The sequence below is a fragment of the Ideonella sp. WA131b genome, assembly GCA_023657425.1.
GTDB lineage: Bacteria > Pseudomonadota > Gammaproteobacteria > Burkholderiales > Burkholderiaceae_C > Rubrivivax.
In genome coordinates, this window is sequence record JAGTJW010000003.1 from 503,453 (window position 1) to 519,246 (window position 15,794).

Annotated in this window: 16 protein-coding genes; 7 read left to right on the forward strand and 9 right to left on the reverse strand. The window is 72.7% G+C overall.

All coding sequences use genetic code 11. The annotated features are described in order from the left end of the window. Nucleotides 1-9: 9 nt before the first annotated feature. Nucleotides 10-1,758 (reverse strand): glycosyltransferase family 2 protein, encoded by a 1,749-nt coding sequence (locus KA711_17515; protein MCM0610766.1) that lies wholly within the window; start codon nt 1,756-1,758, stop codon nt 10-12. 40 nt (nt 1,759-1,798) lie between these two features. On the opposite strand from KA711_17515, the gene KA711_17520 reads away from it, so the two are divergent. Next, on the forward strand, nt 1,799-2,578 hold the full coding sequence (locus KA711_17520) for an FkbM family methyltransferase (protein ID MCM0610767.1): 780 nt from the start codon (nt 1,799-1,801) through the stop codon (nt 2,576-2,578). Then, complete coding sequence (locus tag KA711_17525) at nt 2,575-3,393, forward strand: glycosyltransferase (protein MCM0610768.1); 819 nt, start codon at nt 2,575-2,577, stop codon at nt 3,391-3,393. The genes KA711_17520 and KA711_17525 overlap by 4 nt, the downstream gene beginning before the upstream one ends. On the opposite strand, the gene KA711_17530 is transcribed toward KA711_17525, so the two are convergent. The 5 genes from KA711_17530 to KA711_17550 all read right to left on the reverse strand — a co-directional run bounded on the left by KA711_17530 (nt 3,394) and on the right by KA711_17550 (nt 8,100). Continuing rightward, complete coding sequence (locus KA711_17530; protein MCM0610769.1) at nt 3,394-4,110, reverse strand: pseudouridine synthase; 717 nt, start codon at nt 4,108-4,110, stop codon at nt 3,394-3,396. Beyond that, nucleotides 4,107-5,114 (reverse strand): P1 family peptidase, encoded by a 1,008-nt coding sequence (locus KA711_17535; protein MCM0610770.1) that lies wholly within the window; start codon nt 5,112-5,114, stop codon nt 4,107-4,109. The genes KA711_17530 and KA711_17535 overlap by 4 nt, the downstream gene beginning before the upstream one ends. A 63-nt stretch (nt 5,115-5,177) precedes the next feature. Continuing rightward, entirely contained in the window at nt 5,178-6,305 is a 1,128-nt protein-coding gene (locus tag KA711_17540) for an acyl-CoA dehydrogenase family protein (GenBank protein MCM0610771.1), read from the reverse strand. Nucleotides 6,306-6,319: 14 nt separating this feature from the next. Further along, complete coding sequence (locus tag KA711_17545) at nt 6,320-7,501, reverse strand: acyl-CoA dehydrogenase family protein (GenBank protein MCM0610772.1); 1,182 nt, start codon at nt 7,499-7,501, stop codon at nt 6,320-6,322. Nucleotides 7,502-7,596: 95 nt separating this feature from the next. Next, nucleotides 7,597-8,100 carry a YajQ family cyclic di-GMP-binding protein gene (locus KA711_17550; GenBank protein MCM0610773.1) on the reverse strand — a complete coding sequence of 168 codons (504 nt, stop codon included), beginning with the start codon at nt 8,098-8,100 and terminating at the stop codon, nt 7,597-7,599. 44 nt (nt 8,101-8,144) lie between these two features. Here KA711_17550 and murB point away from each other — a divergent pair, with 44 nt between their 5' ends. Next, the gene (murB, locus tag KA711_17555) at nt 8,145-9,194 is read left to right on the forward strand and encodes a UDP-N-acetylmuramate dehydrogenase (protein ID MCM0610774.1); all 1,050 of its coding nucleotides are present in this window, start codon (nt 8,145-8,147) and stop codon (nt 9,192-9,194) included. A gap of 46 nt (nt 9,195-9,240) precedes the next feature. Here murB and KA711_17560 read toward each other — a convergent pair whose 3' ends face one another. After that, a complete protein-coding gene (locus KA711_17560; protein MCM0610775.1) occupies nt 9,241-9,936 on the reverse strand; it encodes an MFS transporter in 696 nt (231 codons plus the stop codon). 144 nt (nt 9,937-10,080) lie between these two features. On the opposite strand from KA711_17560, the gene KA711_17565 reads away from it, so the two are divergent. The 4 genes from KA711_17565 (at nt 10,081) to KA711_17580 (ending at nt 14,556) form a co-directional block, all read left to right on the forward strand. Then, nucleotides 10,081-10,833, forward strand: coding sequence for a 2OG-Fe dioxygenase family protein (locus tag KA711_17565; protein MCM0610776.1), 753 nt, complete (start codon nt 10,081-10,083; stop codon nt 10,831-10,833). Beyond that, nucleotides 10,830-11,822, forward strand: a complete 993-nt coding sequence (locus KA711_17570; GenBank protein ID MCM0610777.1) for a threo-3-hydroxy-L-aspartate ammonia-lyase — start codon at nt 10,830-10,832, stop codon at nt 11,820-11,822. The genes KA711_17565 and KA711_17570 overlap by 4 nt, the downstream gene beginning before the upstream one ends. Before the next feature lie 120 nt (nt 11,823-11,942). Beyond that, on the forward strand, nt 11,943-13,454 hold the full coding sequence (locus KA711_17575; GenBank protein ID MCM0610778.1) for a peptidase S10: 1,512 nt from the start codon (nt 11,943-11,945) through the stop codon (nt 13,452-13,454). A gap of 16 nt (nt 13,455-13,470) precedes the next feature. Beyond that, the gene (locus KA711_17580; GenBank protein ID MCM0610779.1) at nt 13,471-14,556 is read left to right on the forward strand and encodes an ATP-dependent 6-phosphofructokinase; all 1,086 of its coding nucleotides are present in this window, start codon (nt 13,471-13,473) and stop codon (nt 14,554-14,556) included. On the opposite strand, the gene KA711_17585 is transcribed toward KA711_17580, so the two are convergent. Both KA711_17585 and KA711_17590 read right to left on the reverse strand, forming a co-directional pair. Then, nucleotides 14,540-15,040, reverse strand: coding sequence for a cupin domain-containing protein (locus KA711_17585; GenBank protein MCM0610780.1), 501 nt, complete (start codon nt 15,038-15,040; stop codon nt 14,540-14,542). The genes KA711_17580 and KA711_17585 overlap by 17 nt on opposite strands. Continuing rightward, complete coding sequence (locus KA711_17590) at nt 15,033-15,779, reverse strand: SDR family NAD(P)-dependent oxidoreductase (GenBank protein MCM0610781.1); 747 nt, start codon at nt 15,777-15,779, stop codon at nt 15,033-15,035. The genes KA711_17585 and KA711_17590 overlap by 8 nt, the downstream gene beginning before the upstream one ends. Nucleotides 15,780-15,794: the final 15 nt, after the last annotated feature.

Sequence of the window (15,794 nt, forward strand, 5' to 3'; positions counted from 1 at the left end):
GGGCCGCGCTCAGCGCGGAGGCTCGGCGAGCGAGAAGTCGTCGTGCACCGACGACAGCTGCGGGTTGTAGAAGGGATCGCTGGCGATCCATGGCCCCCACCGCTGCCGCATCACGTCGGCCTCTGCACGGTAGCGGGCCTTCTTGGCCGGGTCGTGGTCGCGCCCGCGGCTGATCGACTCGAAGTGCAGCATCTCGGCGTGCGGTGTCCAGAGGTTGCGCAGACCGGCGGCGGCCAGCTTCAGGCAGAAGTCGATGTCGTTGAAGGCCACGGCCAAGCCCTCGTCCATGCCGCCGACGCGGTTCCAGTGCGCCCGCTGCACCACGAGGCAGGCTGCCGTCACGGCCAGATAGCCCTGCAGGCGCAGCGTGCGCGCGCCCGGGCCGCCATCGCCGCGGGGCAGGCCGCGCAGCGTGTGCGCAGCCACCTCCCCGATACCCAGCAGCACGCCGCCGTGCTGCAGCGTGCCGTCCTCGTACCACAGCCGCGCACCCACGGCCCCGACGCCGGGCCGCAGGGCCAGCGACGCCATTTCCTCCAGCCAGCCCGGCGTGAGCAGCTCGACGTCGTTGTTCACCAGCGCGATCAGGTCGCCCGTCGTCCGGGCCACGGCGGCGTTGTTGAGCGCCGCGAAGTTGAACGGTCGGTCGTCTCGCAGCACGCGCAGGTGGCCGGCACGCTCCGCTGCGGCCATCCAGCGCAGGCAGGCCGTGTCGTCGGAGCCGTTGTCGACGACCGTGATGTCGTAGTGCGGCCAGGTGGTGAGCTCGCGGATGCCTTCGACGGCCCTCTGCAGCAGCTCCAGCCCGTTGCGCGTGGGGATCACGATGCTCACCTGCGGGACCGGCGCGGGCACCGCGAAGCGCACGCGCACGAGGCCGGCGCGGGCCGCCGGCGGGTCGGCGTCGGGCTCTGCGTGAGCGGCCTCGCCGGCCCGCAGCAACGCGCGCTGCACGGCACGGGAGGCAGCCAGCGCGTCGCGCGGCAGCGTCCGCCGGTGAGCCAGCACGCCGGGCACGTGCTGCACGAGCTCGGCGGTCAGACCCTGCGTGCCGCGCAGCAGGAGATCGTGTCGTTCAGCGCCAGGCTCCAGCGGCTCGGTGCCCAGGCGTTCGCGCAGCGCGCTCGTGCGCCAGAGGGCGGGGGCGCCGAGGCTGTCCAGTGCCCACAGCGAGTCGGCGTCGAAATCCGGCTTGAACCACGGGTCGATGCGCGCGCCCTGCGCATCGAGGCTGTCCTCGTCGCCGTAAACCAGCACAGTGTCTCTACGCGCGGCGGCCTGCAGCGCCAGCAGGGCGTGCGGTGCCCAGCGCTCGTTCGCGTCGAGCACCGCACACCAGGGCTGCACCGTGGCCGCGAGCAAGGTGCGCAGTGCCGCAGCGGCATCGGGCTGAGGATCGGGGAGCAGGTGCACCCGGGCATCCGCCCGGGCCTCAGCCTCCCAGGCCTCGGCGATGGCCCTGCGGTTGGGACCGGTCAGCGCAACCAGCAGCCGCCAGTGCCGGAGCGACTGCGCACGCAGACTGGCAAGCTGGGCGGCGTCCGGCGGGGCCGAGGCCACGAGCAACAAAGCGGTGTCGAGATCGGGGCCCCGATGCGCAACGGCCTGTTCCCAAGCCTGCCGCCGTGTGGGCGTGGGCTCGTCGTGTCGCGCGCACCACTGGGCGTAGGGCACCTGACGCGCCAGGTGCCGTCGCCGCAGCCGGCGCCGGTTCCACAGCGCGAGCCGGCGCTTGAGCAGGGCGGTCCAGGCGGGCATCGGGGGCGGACTCTATCAGCGGGGCCGGATAATCCCGGCCATGCCTACGCTGCTGGATCCCGACCGTCCGATTCACGACATCGAGTTGCTCAAGCAACTGCGCGGCCGACGGCTGTCGGGCCGGCTGCGCACGCTGGCGGTGATCGGCGCGCACCGCTTCGACGAGCTGCCGCTGGTGAACCGCGTCTTCCCCGGCCTGCAGCGCATCGCGCTTTTCGAGCCGCTGGCCGGGCCGCTGGCAGTGCTGCAGGGCCTGGCCGCGCGCGACCGCCGAATCACGGTGTTTCCGGTGGCTGTGTCCGACCGCGACGGCGTGGCCGATTTCCACGTCACCAGCAACGATGGCGAGTCCAGCTCGTTGCTGCACTTCGGCTCACACGGCGAGCTCTTCCCCCAGGTGCAGGTGCAGGAGACGATCCGCGTGCCCACGCGGCGGCTCGATGCCGCGCTGGCCGAGGCCGGCCTGCCGGCGCCTGATGTGCTGATCGTCGATGTGCAGGGCGCGGAGCATCAGGTGCTCGCGGCGCTGCCGCGTGCGCTGCTGCAGCACGTGAGGGTCATCTACACCGAGGTCAGCACCGAGGCCGTGTACGCCGGCAGCGGGCTGCTGCCGCAGGTGGAGGCCTTGCTGGCCTGGCGCTTCGACAACCTGGGCTTCGCGCCGCTCAGGCCCGACGTGCCGATGCACGGCAACGTGCTGTTCGTGGCGCGTGACGACGTGCCCGAGGCGCTGGCCCTGACGCCGGCCGGCCGGGTTCGTGCGGCCTGGCAGCGTTGGCGGCTTGCGCGGCGTCCCCGACGCGCCGTGGCGCAGGCATGAACGAGCCGCTCATCAGCGTCGTCATCCCCACTTTCCGAAGCGCGACCTTGCTGCCAGGGGCACTGGACTCGCTGGCGCGCCAGCTCTGGCGCGGCTTCGAGGTGATCGTCAGCGACGGTGCCTCCGACGACGGCACGCCCGAGCTGGCCCGGGCGTATGCCGGCTCGCTGCCGGCGCTGCGCGTCGACTCCCGCCCCGACTCCGGCGTGTACGACGCCATCAACCGCGGCGTTGCGCAGGCGCGCGGCGAATGGGTGCTGGTGCTGGGCAGCGACGACCGCCTGCACGCCAACGACACGCTGGCCCGCGTCGCGCCGCTGCTGCAGTCGACCACCGCCGAGTGGGTGCACGGCGACGTGCGCATGATGGCCGCCAGCCCCGACGGCGTGGCCGCCGGCGGCCGCTACGCCGGCCCGATGCCGCTGGCGCGGCTGCTGAAGGCCAACATCTGCCAGCAGGCGATCTTCTACCGCCGCCGGCTGATCGAAGGACTCGCCGGCTTCGACTCGCGCTACCGCATCTGGGCCGATTGGGCCTTCAACCTTCGAGCGGCCTTCCAGACCCCGCCAGAGTGGATCGACCTGATCGTGGCCGACTATGCGGCCACCGGCCTGAGCGCACGCCAGGGCGACCCGCTGTTGCAGGCCGAACTGCCGGAACTGATACGCCGCGAGTTCGCCGCGCGCGCTGGTGATGCCGCGCTGCGCCCCCTCTCGCGCCACCTGTTGCGCCAGGCAGACGCCTTGCGCCGCCGCGGGCGCTGGGGCGAGGCGCTGCGCCAGATCGGCACCTGGGCCCGGGTGCGGCTGGGCTGATCAAGCCGGCGCTGACGGCGACGCAGGCCGGTCGGCCCATCGCCATTGCCCTGGTGCCAGATCGGCCGGCAGCACCCAGGGGCCGAACGACACCCGGTGCAGCGCCTCGCAACGGTTGGCCACCGCCGCCACCATGCGCTTGACCTGGTGATACCGGCCGTCGGTCAGCGTCAGGCGCAGCGTGTGTGCATCCAGCACCTCGCAGGCGGCCGCGCGCACCGGCGCCGGATCGTCGTGCAGCACGACCCCCGCGCAAAGGGCCGCAGCCGTTGCGGCGTCCACCGGATGGCGCGTGGTGGCGAGGTAGACCTTGGCGACGTGCCGCTTCGGATGGGTGTAGCGGTGGATCAGGCCGCCGTCGTCGGTGAGCAGCAGCAGCCCCGTGGTGTCGACATCGAGCCGACCCACCGGCTGCACGCCGCGGCGGCGCAGCGGCGCCGGCAGCAGCGAGAGCACACCGGGATGGTCGCGCGGGGTCCGCGAGCACTCCACGCCGGCCGGCTTGTGCAGGAGCACCAGGGCGGGCTCGCACCACGGCCAGTGCACGCCGCCGACCTCGAACTGCAGGCCGGCCGTCTCGACCATGGCCTGTGGGTCGGTCACGGGTGTGCCGCCGTGGCGCACCTGGCCGGCGGCCAGCAGCCCCAGGCACTCGTGGCGCGTGCCGAAGCCCTGGCGGAACAGGATGTCGGCCCAGTGCTGGCGCGGCGCGCTCACGCGGCTTGGCTGCGCATCGATGGCAGGCCGTGCGCCACCAGCGGCTCGGCGTGCCACACGGCGTTGCGGATCGCGCGGGCCACGACCTCTGCCCCGAGCGCGCCCAGGGTTGAGAGGTCGGGCAGCTCCACGGCGGCGGCGCGCCCGGTGGCCAGTGCGAACAACGTGTCGCCGTCGTGCAGTGTCAGCGGGTCGATGGCGCGCGCCAGGCCGTGGCTGGCCAGCCCGGCGAGCTGGTGGGCTTGCAGCTTGCTCAGCGGCGCGTCGGTGGCCACCAGGCCGATGGTGGTGGCTGCGCCGGCCGGCGGCAGCACGGGCGTGTGGCCCCGCTCGCCGGCCCGCAAGGCCTGCGCCGTGCCGTACAGGGCCGTGCCATCGGGGCTGCGGGCGCCGGCGAGCGCTTGCCCGTCGGCCGAGATCACGTCGCCGATGGCATTGACCACCATCAGCGCCGCCACCGTGACGCCACCCACCCGCAGCGACGCACAGCCGACGCCGCCCTTCATCGCCCGTGCGATGCCGAACAGCTTGCCGACGCTGGCGCCCAGCCCGGCGCCGTGGTTGCCCTGCGCGGGCGCGGCCGTCGACGCCAGCGCGCAGGCGGCCTCGCCGCAGTCCGCATCGGGGTGGATGGCGGCGTCGCCCAGCCAGAGGTCGAAGAGCACGGCCGCCGGCACGATGGGCACCCGCGCCGGCCCGACGGCGAGGCCGTGGCCGTGGCGCGCCAGCCAGCGAAGCACGCCGCCGGCGGCATCGAGGCCGAACGCGCTGCCGCCGGTCAAAAGCAGGCCGTGCACCACGGGCACGGCGTTCTCGGGCCTCAACAAGTCGGTCTCGCGCGTGCCGGGCGCGCCGCCCCTCTGTGCCACGCCAGCGCTGGCGCCGTCCGGGCACAGCACCACGGTGCAGCCGGTGGGCCGGCCGGCCATCGCCGCGTGACCCACCGCCAGGCCCGCGACGTCGGTGAGGGTTCCCGGATAGGGCAGGGGCTGCGCGAGGTTCATGGCTCGATGGTCCGCCCGCTCAGAGGCCGCCCTTGGCGGCCGGTGTCGCTGACGCGCTGGGGTTCAGGCGAACACGCCGGCCGTGTCCTGCATGCGCGCCGACACCTCGCCCAGATGGTGCAGGGTGTCGCCCAGCGTCAGCTCCAGCATCGTCAGGCGTTTGAAGCAATGGCTGGCGACGTACTCGTCGGTGCAGCCGATGCCGCCGTGCAGCTGGATGCACTGCTGCCCAACGAAGCGCATGCTCTGGCCCAGCTGCACGCGCGCCTGGGCAAGGGCGCGCTGGCGCGCGGCCGGCGCGTCGCCGAGCTTGAGCGTGGCGTAGTAGCTCATCGAGCGGCCGAGTTCCAGCTGCATCTTCACGTCGGCGATGCGGTGGCGCAAAGCCTGGAAGGTGGCCAGCGTGGTGCCGAACTGCTTGCGCGTGTTCATGTACTCCACCGTGATGGCCACCAGGCGGTCCATCAGGCCCACGGCCTCGGCGCAGACGGCGGCGCTGCCCACGTCGACGGCGAGCGCCAGCGTCCCGGCGGCCTCGGCCTGCAGCAGCACGGCCGGCGTGGCCGCCAGGTGCAGGTCGGCGGCGCGGGCGCCATCCTGGGTGGCGTAGCCGAGCACCCGCGCATCGGCGCGCTTCACCAGGAAGAGGCCGAGGCCGGCCTCGGCGTCGTCGGCGCCGGCATGGCGCGCCGAGACGATGAAGGCGTCGGCCTCGTCGCCGGCCGGCACGACGCACTTGGTGCCGTCGAGCAGCCAGCCGTCGCCGGCTGGGCGGGCACGCACGGCGACGCGTTGCCAGCGGTGGCGGCTGGCGCGCTCGTGCAGCGCCGGCACCACCAAGGTGTCGCCGCTGGCGATGCCCGGCAGCCATGAGGCCTGCACCGCGGCTGGGGCCTGGGTCAGCAGCGCCGGCGCCATCAGCGCCGCGGCGGCGTAGGGGGCGTTGACGAGACCGCGGCCGAGTTCCTCGGCCACCACCATCGCCTCCACGGCACCGAAGCCCATGCCGCCGTGTGCCTCGGGCACCACCAGGCCCGCCAGGCCCAGATCGGCCAGTTCGCCCCACACGGCGCGCGTGGCGCCGCCGGCCTTGGCCAGCGTGTGGCGGCGCTCGAAGCCGAAGCCCTTGTCGACCCAGCGGCGCACGGCGTCGCGCAGGGAGTCCTGGTCGTCAGAGAAATCGAAGTCCATGGCCGGTGTCCCCCTCAGCTGCCGAGCACGGTCTGCGCGACGATGTTGCGCTGCACCTCGTTGCTGCCGCCGTAGATGGTGGTTTTGCGCAGGTTGAAGTAGGTGCCGGCCAGCGGCACGATCGAGCCCGGGAAGGCGAGGTCGCCCTGCCAGCCCGCCTCCATGGCCTCGTGCACGTAGGCGCGGCTCAAGGGACCGGCGGCCTGCATCATCAGCTCGCTGTAGCGCTGCTGGATCTCGCTGCCGCGGATCTTGAGCAGGCCCGCGATGTCCAGGCTCTGCTTGCCCGCCTTCTCGGCGCTCAGCACACGCAGCACCAGCATCTCCAGCGCCACGATGTCCACCTCGAGCAGCGCGATCTGGTCGCGGAAGCGGACGTCGTCGTACACCCCTTCTGCCCGGGCGATGCGCTTCAGGCGTTCGAGCTCGCGCTTGGCGCGGTTGACGTCGGCGATGTTGGTGCGCTCGTGCGCCAGCAGGTGCTTGGCGTAGGTCCAGCCCTTGTTCTCTTCGCCGATGAGGTTGTCGGCCGGCACGACGACGTTGTCGAACCAGACTTCGTTGACCTCGTGTTCGCCGTCCATCAGGATGATCGGGCGCACGGTGATGCCGGGCGACTTCATGTCGATCAGCAGGAAGCTGATGCCGGTCTGCGGCTTGCCTTCGCTGCTGGTGCGCACGAGGCAGAAGATCCAGTCGCCGTACTGGCCGAGCGTGGTCCAGGTCTTCTGGCCGTTGACGACGTAGGTGTCGCCTCGGCGTTCGGCCCGGCACTTCAGGCTGGCCAGGTCGGAGCCCGAGCCGGGCTCGCTGTAGCCCTGGCTCCACCAGACCTCGCCGCTGGCGATGCCGGGCAGGAAACGCCGCTGCTGCTCGGGCGTGCCGAAGGTCATGATCACCGGCGCCACCATCACCGGGCCGAAGGGGATGACACGCGGCGCGCAGGCCAGCGCCAGCTCTTCCTCGAAGAGGTGTTTCTGCACGCCGTTCCAGCCCGGGCCGCCAAACGCCTGGGGCCACCCCCAGCCCAGCCAACCCTTGGCGCCGAGGATGCGCGCCCAGCGCTGGTGATCCTCTTTCGAAAGCCGCAAGGCCTGGCGCACCTTGTGGGCGATGTCGGTGGGCAGGTGCTGGTGCACCCACTCGCGCACCTCCTGGCGGAAGGCCAGTTCCTCGGGCGTGAAATTCAGGTCCATGGGGTCTCCGTGAGCGCGGCGCGTTTTAGCACGCCCGTTCGATGCGCGGCTGTTCCTTTGGCGACAAGGGCGGCGCCGCGCGCACGGCGCGCGGCTCAGCTCCTGAAGTTGTTGAAAGACAGCGGCAGGTCTGCAAGCGCCTGGCGCAGCAGCGCGATGGCGGCCTGCAGGTCGTCTTTCTTGGTGCCGCTCACGCGCACCGTGTCACCCTGGATGGCGCCTTGCACCTTGAGCTTGCTGGCCTTCAGCGCCTGCTGCACCTGCTTGGCCGCTTCTGCGTCGATGCCGCTCTTGACGCGCACCGGCTGCTTGAGCTTGTCACCGCCAAGCTTGACGGGCTTGGCCGACAGATCAAGAAAACGGATGTCCACGCCCCGCTTGGCCAGGCGGGCCAGCAGCACGTCGCGCACCTGCTCCAGCTGGAAGTCGCTGTCGCCGTAGAGCGTGATCTCGCGGTCCTTGGCGCTCTTGTCGGCGAACTCGACCTTGGCGCTGGAGCCCTTGAAGTCGAAGCGGGTGCCGATTTCCTTGTTCGCCTGGTCGACGGCGTTCTTCAGCTCGACCAGATCGGGCTCGATGACGGTGTCGAAACTGGGCATGTCGGGGCGGCGGGACGGGAGGCGGGATGCGCCAAAATTCTCGCATGACCGACCCCTCCGGCACCTTGCACGTGCAGCACCGCGCCAGCCTGCGCGACCACAACAGCTTCGGTCTGCCCGCCCTGGCCCACACGCTGGTGCGCATCACCTCGGACGCCGACGTGCGCCGCGTCGTCGACCATCCCGAGTGGGGCCGGGCGCCGAAGTTCGTGCTCGGCGGCGGCAGCAACCTGGTGCTGACGAAGGACCTCGACGCCGTGGTGCTGAAGGTCGAGGTTCGGGGCCTGCGCCTGGTGGCCCAGCAGCCCGACGCCTGGATCGTGGAGGCCGGTGCCGGCGAGGGCTGGCACGACACCGTGGCCTGGACCCTGGCCCAGGGTTGGCCGGGCCTGGAGAACCTGGCGCTGATCCCCGGCAGCGTGGGCGCCGCGCCGGTGCAAAACATCGGCGCCTACGGCGTGGAGCTGAAGGACCGCTTCCACTCGCTCGACGCGGTCGACCTGGTGACGGGCCGCAGCGTCTCGCTCGACGCCGCCGCCTGCCGCTTCGGCTACCGCGACAGCGTGTTCAAGCACGAGGGTTTCGGCGGCCTGGCCGGCAAGTCGGTGATCACGCGCGTGCGCTTCCGCCTGCCGCGCCCCTGGCGGCCCGTGCTGGGCTACCTGGACCTCGAGCGCAAGCGCGCCGAGACCGGCATCGCCGATCCCGACGCGCAGACCCTCTTCGACTGGGTCTGTGCCATCCGCCGCGCCAAGCTGCCCGACCCGGCTGTCATCGGCAACGCCGGCAGTTTCTTCAAGAATCCGGTGGTGAGCGCCGAGCAGTGCCGCGACATCATCGGCCGCGACCCCGAGGTCGTGCACTACCCTTTGCCCGACGGCCGCTGCAAGCTGGCTGCCGGCTGGCTGATCGACGCCTGCGGCTGGAAGGGCAAGACCGTGGGCCGTGCCGGCGTCTATGAAAAGCAGGCGCTGGTGCTCGTCAACCGCGGGGGCGCCAGCGGCGCCGAGGTGCTGACGCTGGCGAGGGCCATCCAGGAAAGCGTCTACGGCCGCTTCGGCATCCGCCTCGAACCCGAGCCCGTGGTCGTGTAGCCGCATCGGGCGGCCGGGTTCGCCAGCCGGCGGGCGCCACCCGCTCTCAAGCCTGGTGCAGCATGTCGCCCATACCCAACCCGGTCAGCGCCTTGGCCTGGCGCGCCAGCCACCACAGCAGGGCCATCATCATCAGCATCGACGGCATGGCGATGACGGGGTAGCTCAGCAAGGTGAGCCGCCCGAGCTCCTGATTGAAGGCCTCGGTGCCGGCCGGGCTGGTGACGACCCGGCGCGCCAGCAGGTAGTTGGCCACAGCCGAGAAGAAGAAGGTGCCCGCCAGCATCACCGTGCCCTGGCGCAGGCAGGTCGAGAAGGCGCGCTCGTTGCCACGCTCGCGCAGCGCGGCCATCACGCGTTCGATGTTGAACAGCGACGCGTTGAACACCAGCAGGTGGATGAGCGGCCGGTGTGCCCACACCGAGCCCAGGATCACGAGGCCGATCAGCCCCGGCACCGCGGCCTCCTTGACGGCCAGCCAGCCGGCGTCGAGCTTGAGCAGGCCGATGCCGCCCGTGAGCAGCGTGCTGACCACGCCCAGCACGGCCAGCCCATTGAGCTTGCGCCGCTTGACGGCGTCCCGCAGCCCCCAGGCGAGCGGGAACGACAGCGCCAGCAGCAGTGCCCCCAGCGGGCCGAGCCGTTCGGCGGTGCTCAGCTGCATCAGGATCACGGCCGGCAGCAGGACGGTGATGCCGATCTCGAGCAGCGGATTGGGTTTGGCGGCGGGGGCAGGGGTCACGGGCGATCGCTAGAGCGGGCAAGGGGTGCGGATTGTGGCGCGCGGGCGCAGTGCATCGGGGTTCGTGACCGCCCGCAGCCGATTTCCGCGGGGGCGGGAAGCCTCCCGCAGAATGCCGGCTTGTCCGCCCACCTCTCCTGCGCCATGAACCCGCCCCCGCCCTTGACCGCCTTGCCCGACCTGGACGCCCAGCTCGCCACCGCCGGCTGGGCCGTGCTCGACCGCGCCTCCCTGCAGCGGCTGGCCGGGCTCGACGACGCGGCGCTGGCGCGCTGGCGGCCGGCCTGGGACGACCTGCCACCCGACCGCTACCTGCGCGACGGCGGCCGCTACAGGCGTCGGCGCCATGGCTGCCTGGTGGTTGACGGCGCCCAGGTGCGGGCCGTGCCTCACCGGCCGCACTGGCAGCCGTTGGACTACAACGCGCTGCACGGCGGCATCGAACGCCACTTCGAGCCGCTGCCGGCCGCCTGGGCCTCTGATGCCGACTGGCAGCGCCTCTTGTGCGGGTTGGGCGGCGTGGCCAGTGCGCTGCGCGGCGCGCAGCCCTGGCATGTGGAGGCGCACCCGTTCCGCATCGATGCCGACGAGGGCATCGGCCGCCCCACGCCCGAGGGCGCGCACCGTGACGGCGTGGATCTCGTTGCCGTGGTCCTGGTGGCGCGCACCAACGTGCGGGGCGGCGAGACGCGCGTGTTCGACGCGCGCGGCCCGCAGGGCGTGCGCTTCCAGCTGGCCGAGCCCTGGAGCGTGCTGCTGCTCGACGACGAGCGCGTGATCCACGAGTCGACGCCGATCCAGCCCGCGCAGACCGGCGTGCCCAGCCACCGCGACACCCTGGTGCTGACCTTCCGCCGCGGTGGCTTCCAGGGCCCCGACACCGCGCCCGCCCCATGACCGAGCTCGCCATCAACGCCGCCGACGTCGAGGCCGCCGCGCGCCGCCTTGCAGGCCACGCCATCCGCACGCCCGTGCTCACCAGCCGCACGGCCGACGAGCACACCGGGGCGCAGCTGTTCTTCAAGTGCGAGAACTTCCAGCGCATGGGCGCGTTCAAGTTCCGCGGTGCCTACAACGCGCTGGCGCAGTTCACGCCCGAGCAGCGCCGCCGCGGCGTCATTGCGTTCTCGTCGGGCAACCATGCGCAGGCCATCGCACTGTCGGCGCGGATGCTGGGCATGCCCTCGGTCATCGTGATGCCGCAGGACTCACCCGCGGCCAAGCTGGCGGCCACGCGCGGCTACCAGCTGGGCCAGCGCGACAGCGAGGTGGTGCTCTACGACCGCTACACCGAGGACCGCGAGGCGATAGGCCGCCGCCTGGCCGCTGAACGCGGCATGACGCTGATTCCCCCTTACGACCACCCTCACGTGATGGCCGGGCAGGGCACCGCGGCGCTGGAGCTGCTGCAGGAGACCGGCCCGCTGGACCTGCTGCTGGTGTGCGTGGGCGGCGGCGGGCTGATCTCGGGCTGCGCCGTGGCGGCGCAAGCGCTGTGCCCGGGCATCGGGGTGATCGGTGTCGAGCCCGAGGCCGGCAACGACACGCAGCAGAGCCTGGCCGAGGGCCGCATCGTGCACATCGACACGCCCAAGACCATTGCCGACGGCGCGCAGACGCAGCACAGCGGCACGCTCACCTTTCCCGTCATCCAGCGCCTGGTGCAGGGCATCGTCACCGTCAGCGACGAGCAACTGGTGCGCACGATGCGCTTCTTTGCCGAGCGCATGAAGATGGTGGTGGAGCCCACCGGCTGCCTCGCCGCCGCGGCGCTGCTGGAGGGCGTCGTGGCGGCGCGCGGCCGGCGCGTGGGCGTGATCGTCAGCGGCGGCAACGTGGACCTGGCGCGCTACGCCGGCTTCCTGGGCGGCCCGGCGTCGCCCTGAGGCCGCCGCGGGCCGTGCCGCGTGCGCCCGGCGTGCGGGCGGGTGCGGTGCGGGGTTGCGCAAGCGATGGCACGCCGCTGCGCTATGGTCTGGGCCTTCCAGCCACGACCCGAGCACCCCATGCCCGAGACCATTGCCCCCGCCGCCGCTGCGGCGACCCCGCCCACCGACGCCGCGCAGCGCCAGAAGGCGCGCTTCGAGGAGCTGCTGAAGACCCCCGCCGCCCGCAGCACAGGCCGTGTGGTGCGGGCCGGCGGCGCGGCGCTGGACTACGCCGTGACGGCCGAGTTCCTGCCCGTCGTGCTGGGGGGCAAGGAGCCGGGCGCGCAGGAGCCGAAGGCCGCCGTGCTGACCACCGCCTACACCGTGCCCGGCGCCACGCCGCGGTCCGTGTGCTTCGCGTTCAACGGCGGGCCGGGCTCGGCCTCGATCTGGCTGCACCTGGGCGCCCTGGGGCCCCGGCGCGTGGTGGTGCCCGACGACGCCAGCATGCCGGCCGCGCCCTACGCCGTGTCGGACAACCCGCACACCTGGCTCGCGCACTTCGACCTCGTCTTCATCGACCCGCCGCACACCGGCTGGTCGATCAGCGCCGACGACGATGCGCGCAAGAAGCTGCTGTCCACCGATGGCGACATCGAGTGCTTCGCCGAGGTCATCCGCCTGTGGCTCACGCGGCACGGGCGCTGGGGCTCGCCGGTCTACCTGTGCGGCGAGAGCTACGGCACCACGCGCGGCGCCGGCATCGCCAACCACCTGCACGAGCTGGGCGTGGCGGTCAGCGGCGCCATCCTCGTCTCGCTGGCGATGGACCTGCAGAGCATCGTCTTCGCGCCGGGCAACGACCTGCCCTACGCGCTGTTCCTGCCGGCCTTCGCCAACGTCTCGCAGTACCACGGGCTGCTGAAGGGGCCGCAGGCCGCGTCCCCGGCCGCGGCACGCGCGGCGGCCGAGGCCTTCGTGCACGACGAGTACGCCGCTGCGCTGCTGGCCGGCGCGCGGCTGTCTGAGAAGGACCGCTCGCGCATCGCGCGCCGCGTGGCCGAGCTCACCGGCCTGCCGCACGCGCTGGTGGAGGAGAAGAACCTGCGCATCTCCGACCAGACCTACTTTTTCGAGGCGCTGCGCCACCGCGGCCTGATCGTCGGCCGGCTGGAGGCGCGCGGCACCGGCCCCATGGCCGCCAGCCGCACGCGGGACTGGGAGTTCGACCCCGGCATCGAGGCCATCGCCGCGCCGTACACGACGGCCGCGATGGGCTACTTCGGCCAGGTGCTGGGGCTGGCCTTCGAGCAGCGCTACATGGTGATCAACCCCGAGGTGGGCCGCGGCTGGAACTGGATCCGCGGTGGAGACAGCGAGGCCCGCCGCATGGGCTACACCTGCACCAGCACCGACCTGGCCCAGGCGCTGCGCCGCAACCCGCACTTCAAGGTGCTGGCCGCCAGCGGCCGCTACGACCTGGGCACGCCTTACAGCGCCAGCGACTGGAGCCTGGCGCAGCTCGACGCGCCGGCCGAGGTGCTCAAGCGCGTGACCCACCGCTGCTACGACGCCGGCCACATGATGTACACGCGCCAGGCCGACCTGCTGCAGCTCGAGGCCGACCTCGCGGCCTGGCTGGCGGCGTGAACGGGCGCCGCGCGGCATGAAGATCGGCGTGCTCACCGGCGGCGGCGACTGCCCGGGCCTGAACGCGGTGATCCGTGCCGTGACGCTGGCGCTGCAGCAGCATGGCGCCACGGTGTGGGGCATTGAACAGGGCTTCCGCGGCCTGCTCGAGGGCCGCGGGCGCGAGCTGCGCGCGGCCGACGTGGCCGGCATCCTGGCCGAGGGCGGCACCATCCTCGGCACCGACAACCGCTGCGACCCGTTCGCCATCCGGCCCGAGGCCGGTGGCGAGCCGCAGGACCGCTCGGCCCAGGCGCTGGGCCAGGCCCGCAAATGGGGGCTCGACGCCCTGTTGGCCATCGGCGGCGACGGCAGCATGGTCATCGCCCACCGCTTCCACGAGGCCGGGCTGCCGGTGGTGGGCGTGCCCAAGACCATCGACAACGACCTCGCCCTCACCGACCGCACCTTTGGCTTCGACAGCGCCGTGGCCGTGGTGGCCGAGGCGCTGGATCGGCTGGCCACCACGGCGCGCAGCCACCGCCGCGTGATGCTGTGCGAGACCATGGGACGCTACGCCGGCTGGATCGCGCTGGAAGGAGGCCTGGCTGGCGCTGCCGACGCCATCCTGCTGCCCGAGCAGCCCTACGAGGTGGCCGTGGTGGCGGCCTTCTGCGCCGCGCGCGAGGCGCAGGGCCTGTCGACGCTGATCTGCATCGCCGAGGGCGCGCATGCCGCTGGCGAAGGCCTGGCCGTGCGGGCGCGGCTGCTGGGCAGCCCCGACCCGCTGCGCCTGGGCGGCGCTGCCGAGCGCCTGATGCACGCCCTGCAGCCGCAACTGGCCAGCGAGGTGCGCAGCGCGGTGCTGGGCCACACGCAGCGCGGCGGCACGCCCACGGCCTTCGACCGCGTGCTGGCCACGCGCTTTGGCGTCGCGGCGGCCGGGCTGGTGCGGCATCGCCGCTTCGGGCGCATGGTGGCCCTGCAGGGCGACACCTGTGTCGACGTGGCGCTGGCCGACGTGGCCGGCCGCAGCCGCAAGGTGCCGGCGGGCCACGCGCTGCTCTGCGCGGCCGAGGCGCTGGGCCTGTGTCTTGGCCAGGCTGCTAGAGCAGCCGGCTGAGCGCGGGCGCCAGCCGCGGCAGCGTGTCGCAGAGGGCGGCGTCGTCGCGGCCGAAGGCGAAGTCGGCGAACTCGAAGCCCGGCCCGACGGTGGCACCGACGTAGGCGTAGGCACCCACCGGCTCGGCGGCCTGCCACCAGTCGGCCGGCACCACGTGGCGCGGCCGGCGGCCGGTGGCCACCGGGCCGAGTTCCACGCGCTCCACGCGATCCACACGCGAAAGGTCCGGCGGCAGCAGCCACAGCACGAGGCCCTCGCCCTCCAGCAGGTGCCACACCTCGTCGGCGCGCACGCGGTGCCAGGCGCTGGCCTGGCCGCGCTCGAGCAGGAAGTCGATGGTGGTGAGCGCGACGCGGCCCGTGCGGCCATCGCCGGTGTGAACGGGTCGCGTCGCGCGGAAGACCTCGGCGTACCAGCCGCCCTCGGGGTGGGGCTGCAGGCCGAGCTCGCGGATCAGCGCCAGCGCGCGGGGTTCGTCATGCATCGCGCACGTCGCCCACCGGGTTGCTGCCGAAGTCCGCACGGTCCAGGTATCGCAGCAGCTTGGCAGCCGCCGTGGCCGGGCTGTCGAGCTGGCCCGAGGTCTTGAAGCCAAGGTAGCGGTCGCGCTCGGGGAAGCGTGCGCGGTCGGCGGTGCGCAGCAGCACCTGCATGTCGGTGTCGATGATGCCGGGCGCAAGGGAGACGATCTGCGCGCCGCTCTTTCCCGCGTGCTGGCGTTCGGCCTCCTCCAGCGCCACAGCGCGTGCGAGATGGTCCATGCCGGCTTTGGCGGCGCAGTAGGTGGCGCTGCCGGCCATGGCTCGGCGGCCCAGGCCGGACGACACGAGCACGACCTTGCGCGGCACCGTCCAGTCCTTGGTGGCGCGCAGGAAGGCCGCCGTCAAGAGCGCGGCCGACTCCAGGCCCACGCGCAGCGATGCAGAAAGCTCGGCCAGGTCGCCGTCGGCCAAGGGGCCCGGCGTGCTGACGATGCCCGCGTTGTTGATCAAGCTTGCCGAGAGCACGCTGGGCTGCCCCGACAGCCACCGCTGAAGCCGGGTCGCCACCGGCAGCGGTTCGGCGAGGTCGGCGCGCCAGACTTCGAGCTCGGCGCCGGCCGGCACCGGGGCCAGGGTGTCTCCGCGCGCGATCGCCAGCACGCGGTGGCCGCGCTGCAACAACTGGCCGGTGATGGCCAGGCCCAGACCGCGCGACGAACCGGTGACGATGCTCAGGTGCATGGAAGGTCTCCGTGG

Bases quoted from the DNA above. Each gene is read 5' to 3' on its own strand.
- KA711_17515 (MCM0610766.1), bottom strand. From the start codon at position 1,758: ATGCCCGCCTGGACCGCCCTGCTCAAGCGCCGGCTCGCGCTGTGGAAC.
- KA711_17520 (MCM0610767.1), top strand. From the start codon at position 1,799: ATGCCTACGCTGCTGGATCCCGACCGTCCGATTCACGACATCGAGTTG.
- KA711_17525 (MCM0610768.1), top strand. From the start codon at position 2,575: ATGAACGAGCCGCTCATCAGCGTCGTCATCCCCACTTTCCGAAGCGCG.
- KA711_17535 (MCM0610770.1), bottom strand. From the start codon at position 5,114: ATGAACCTCGCGCAGCCCCTGCCCTATCCGGGAACCCTCACCGACGTC.
- KA711_17540 (MCM0610771.1), bottom strand. From the start codon at position 6,305: ATGGACTTCGATTTCTCTGACGACCAGGACTCCCTGCGCGACGCCGTG.
- KA711_17545 (MCM0610772.1), bottom strand. From the start codon at position 7,501: ATGGACCTGAATTTCACGCCCGAGGAACTGGCCTTCCGCCAGGAGGTG.
- KA711_17550 (MCM0610773.1), bottom strand. From the start codon at position 8,100: ATGCCCAGTTTCGACACCGTCATCGAGCCCGATCTGGTCGAGCTGAAG.
- murB (MCM0610774.1), top strand. From the start codon at position 8,145: ATGACCGACCCCTCCGGCACCTTGCACGTGCAGCACCGCGCCAGCCTG.
- KA711_17565 (MCM0610776.1), top strand. From the start codon at position 10,081: ATGAACCCGCCCCCGCCCTTGACCGCCTTGCCCGACCTGGACGCCCAG.
- KA711_17570 (MCM0610777.1), top strand. From the start codon at position 10,830: ATGACCGAGCTCGCCATCAACGCCGCCGACGTCGAGGCCGCCGCGCGC.
- KA711_17575 (MCM0610778.1), top strand. From the start codon at position 11,943: ATGCCCGAGACCATTGCCCCCGCCGCCGCTGCGGCGACCCCGCCCACC.
- KA711_17580 (MCM0610779.1), top strand. From the start codon at position 13,471: ATGAAGATCGGCGTGCTCACCGGCGGCGGCGACTGCCCGGGCCTGAAC.
- KA711_17585 (MCM0610780.1), bottom strand. From the start codon at position 15,040: ATGCATGACGAACCCCGCGCGCTGGCGCTGATCCGCGAGCTCGGCCTG.
- KA711_17590 (MCM0610781.1), bottom strand. From the start codon at position 15,779: ATGCACCTGAGCATCGTCACCGGTTCGTCGCGCGGTCTGGGCCTGGCC.